Raw genomic sequence first — 3762 nt, forward strand, 5'->3', positions numbered from 1 at the left:
CTGGGAGGGCGGGTGGCCGTCGCCGTGTGCGATGTACGGGATCCGGAGGCGGTCGGTGCGGCGTTCGACCGGGCCGAACGCGAGGTCGGGGCGCCGGGTGTGCTCGTCACCAGTGCCGCCGCCAACTTTCCCTGCCCCGCCGAGGATCTCTCGCCCAACGCCTGGCGCGCGGTCGTGGACACCACCCTGACCGGCACCTGGTTCCCGACCCGCGAGTTCGGCCGCCGCCACCTCGCGGCCGGGACACCCGGTTCGGTGATCACGGTAGGGGCGTCGTACGCGTGGACGGGCGGGCCGGGGTTCGCCCACTCGGCGGCGGCGAAGGCCGGGGTCCGCAATCTCGTGGAGACGCTCGCGGTGGAGTGGGGGCCGTACGGCATCCAGGTCAACGGGCTGGTGCCGGGGCTCTTCCCGCACCCGGACATGCCCGAGTCCATCCGGGCCCGGCTGGACGCGGCGGCCGGGAGCGGTGAACTCGACGCCCGGCAGCCCGCGTTACGGGTCGGTCGGCCCCGGGAGCTCGGCTGGGCGGCGACCTTCCTGGCCTCCCCGTACGCCCGTTTCATCAGCGGCCACACCTTGGTGGTGGACGGCGCGAACTGGCAGCGCCGTAACGTGGTCGCCGCGCCGGTGACGCCCGTGCGGGAGCAGTTGGGGCGGGGGCCGTTCCTCGCCTGAGCCCCCTGAGCGTCACTTCCCTGTCATTTCCCTTCGAACGTCGGCGGGCGGCGCGCCGCCTTCGCCGTGTACCCCTCGCGGGCGTCCTCGGAGGTGAGGGTGAGGGCGGCGGCCAGGGCCGTACGGTCGAGAGCCTCGGCGAGCCCCGCGTCGGCGAAGGCGTCGATGTTCCGCTTGACCGCCCGCACGGCGAGCGGGGCGTTGGCCGCGATCTCGTCGGCGACGGCCCTCGCCCGGCTCTCCACCTCGTCGGCCGGGACGACCAGTTGGACCAGCCCGAGCCGTTCGGCGGTGGGCGCGTCGACACGGCGTCCGGTGAGCGCCAGGAGCTTCGCCCACCCCGCGCCCGCGTCCCTGGCGATCCGCAGGTCGCCGCCCGCGTCCACGGCGACCCCGATCCCCGTCTCGGGCAGCGCGAAGACGGCGTCCCGGGCGGCGATCCTGATGTCGGCCATCAGCGCGAGCTCGAAGCCGAAGCCGAGGCAGTACCCCTGGACGGCCGCGACCACGGGCTGCGGCAGCCGCGCGAACGCGGCGAAACGCTCGTGGACCCAGCGGATGCCCTCGTAGTAGCGGTGGGTGCGCTCGGCCGGGGAGCGGCCGGTGATGGCGCCGCCCGGCGCGGTGACGTCGATCCCGGCGCAGAAGGCCCGGCCCTCGGCGCGCAGCAGCACGGCACGGACGGTGTCGTCGAAGCGGATCCGGTCGGCGAGGACACCGAGCTGGCGGCTGGACTCCCAGCTCCAGCCGTTCAGCTTCTCGGGGCGGCACAGGGTGAGGACGGCGAGTCCCTGCCCGGTGACCTCCAGACGTATCCGCTCCTCGCCGTCCCGGATCTCCCGGTCGAGGGTGTCGATCACACCGGGACCCCCATCCCGTAGTGGAGCTGGGAACTGACGTCCCGTCAGGATAGGTGGAGGCGGGCACGAGCGGGAAGGTCCCGCCCGGCCCTGCCCCCTCCCCTATCGGGGGAAGAGCTCGAACGGCACCGCCGGGCGGCCTCCGAAGCGGGCGGCGGCGCGCTCGGCGTTGGCGGTCAGGAAGTTGCGGCAGTAGGTCTCGGGCTCCTCGTCCGTCAGCGCCTCGATGTAACTGCGGTGCTCCATGAGGGAGTCGACCGACCGCTCCAGTCCGGCGCTCGCGTCGACCGCGTGGGTCGGGGAGGCGGAACCGGCCACGGCCACCCACCGCACGCCGTTCCACGGCTCCAGGCCCTGCTCGGTCAGCTCGGGGAAGATCCAGCGGTTGCCGGCGTCCCCGGTCGCGTCGAGCGTGGCACGGCCGACCGCCCGGTGATCAGGCGTGTTCCAGACGACGCCGCCCCAGGTGTCCCGGTGGTTGAGCGTGATCACCAGCTCCGGGCGGTGGCGGCGGATGGCTGCCGCGATGTCCCGGCGCAGGCCGAGTCCGTACTCGATCACCCCGTCCCGGTGGTCGAGGAACTCCACCGTCGAGACGCCGACCACGGCCGCGCTCGCGCGCTGCTCCTGCTCGCGCAGCGCCCCGCACTTGACGGGCTCGATGCCGTCGATGCCCGCCTCGCCGCGACTGGCGAGCAGATAGGTGATCTCACGGCCCGCGTCGGTCCATCCGGCGATCGCGGCGGCGCACCCGTACTCCAGATCGTCCGGGTGGGCGACGACCGCGAGGGCGCGCTGCCAGTCGTCGGGCATCTCTTCCAACTGCTGCAACTCCGTTGTCATGGCGGCAGCTTACGAGGAGGCGCCGGCATCGCCGCGCCACGTCTCACCGCCACCCGTGGCTACGCCTCACCTCGTACGAGGGCGAGCAGCCGGTCCAGTACGCGGTCGCCGCCCGCCCGCAGGCCGTCGTGCTCGTACTCGTCGGTGACCCAGGTCCGCAGCCCCCGCACCGCGCGGGCGGTGGCGAGCGAGTGCGCGGTGTCGACGTACATGTCGTCGTGGTAGACGGCGGCGGCCACGGGCACCTCGTTGGCGGCGAGCGCGGCCGGGTCGTACAGCGGCGTCCAGTCGGTGCGAGCGGCCAGCAGCTCGGCGCTCTCGCGCAGCGGGCGCAGCGCGGGGTCGGTCTCGAAGTGCCAGGGGTGCACGGACTCGCCGGTGAACAGCACGGGCCCGTCCGAGGCGAGGGCCTTCTCGGCGGAGAACCGGGGGGACTCCGCGCGGACCCGCTCGGCGGACCAGCCGGTCGGGCTGCCGTCCTGGGCGTAGATCGCCTCGTGGAGGACCGCGTAGAGGGGGTGGGCGGCGAAGGAGAGGACCGCCTGCACGGCCTCCTGGAAGGCGTCGGAGAGCGCGGGCCCGGCGGCCGTGCGGACGAAGGCGTCTTCGAGGAGGTAGTGCAGCTGGTGGGCGCCGTCACCGCCGCCGAGGAGGATGCCGAGGGACTGGAAGGCCGCCGCCGTCAGTACGTATCCGCCGGGCAGCACGGCGGGTTCGACGAGCAGGTGCTCGGTGATCCGGCGCACCCGCTCGACGTCCTGCGGATAGCGGGCGTAGTACGCGGCGTTCTTGCGCTCGATGCGGGGGTGGGCCGCCCGGTACACCTCGTCGGCGTGGGCGTCCAGGGAGGGCAGCCCGCCGGTGATCAGGACGGCGGCGAGGCCCTCGGGCGCGGTGGAGAGGTAGTGCGTGGCGCAGAACCCGCCGAAGCTCTGGCCGAGGACGGTCCAGGGCGCGCCGCCGGTGAGGCGGCGGCGGATCAGCTCGCAGTCCCTGACGATGGAGTCGGCGCGGAAGTGCGTGAGGTAGTCGGCCTGTTCACGGGGGCCGCCGCGCAGCGGGAGGGTCTGGCGGTTGGCGGGGGTGGACAGGCCGGTGCCGCGCTGGTCGAGCAGGAGCACCCGGAAGTCGCGCAGCGCGCGCCCGAGCCAGGCCTGCCGCCCGATGAACCGCCGGGCGCCGAAGCCGGGACCGCCCTCCAGATAGAGCAGCCAGGGCAGCCGCTCCCGCTCGGCGGCGCGGCCGGTGGCGACGACCTCGCGCGCGTAGAGCTCGATCTGCTCGCCGTCGGGGCGGGCGTGGTCGAGCGGTACGGCGAAACGGTGGTCGAGGAGGACGGTCCCGGGCTGGCGGTAGGCGGGCGCGGTGGCGCCGGTGGTGG

At 74.2% G+C, this 3762-nt stretch carries 4 protein-coding genes; 1 reads left to right on the forward strand and 3 read right to left on the reverse strand.

All coding sequences use genetic code 11. The annotated features are described in order from the left end of the window. Positions 1–678, forward strand: a 678-nt coding sequence (locus ACJA3G_RS32665) for an SDR family oxidoreductase (RefSeq protein WP_406556651.1), incomplete at its 5' end; no start/stop codon positions are given. Between the two features lie 23 nt (positions 679–701). Here the strand turns inward: ACJA3G_RS32665 and ACJA3G_RS32670 are convergent. The 3 genes from ACJA3G_RS32670 to ACJA3G_RS32680 form a co-directional block, all read right to left on the reverse strand. Further along, a complete protein-coding gene (locus ACJA3G_RS32670; RefSeq protein WP_406556652.1) occupies positions 702–1538 on the reverse strand; it encodes an enoyl-CoA hydratase/isomerase family protein in 837 nt (278 codons plus the stop codon). 102 nt (positions 1539–1640) lie between these two features. After that, positions 1641–2381 (reverse strand): PIG-L deacetylase family protein, encoded by a 741-nt coding sequence (locus ACJA3G_RS32675; protein WP_406556653.1) that lies wholly within the window; start codon positions 2379–2381, stop codon positions 1641–1643. Between the two features lie 59 nt (positions 2382–2440). Beyond that, positions 2441–3762, reverse strand: a 1322-nt coding sequence (locus ACJA3G_RS32680) for an alpha/beta fold hydrolase (RefSeq protein WP_406556654.1), incomplete at its 5' end; no start/stop codon positions are given.

It is taken from the genome of Streptomyces sp. YS-3 (assembly GCF_045257485.1).
Classification (GTDB): Bacteria; Actinomycetota; Actinomycetes; order Streptomycetales; family Streptomycetaceae; genus Streptomyces.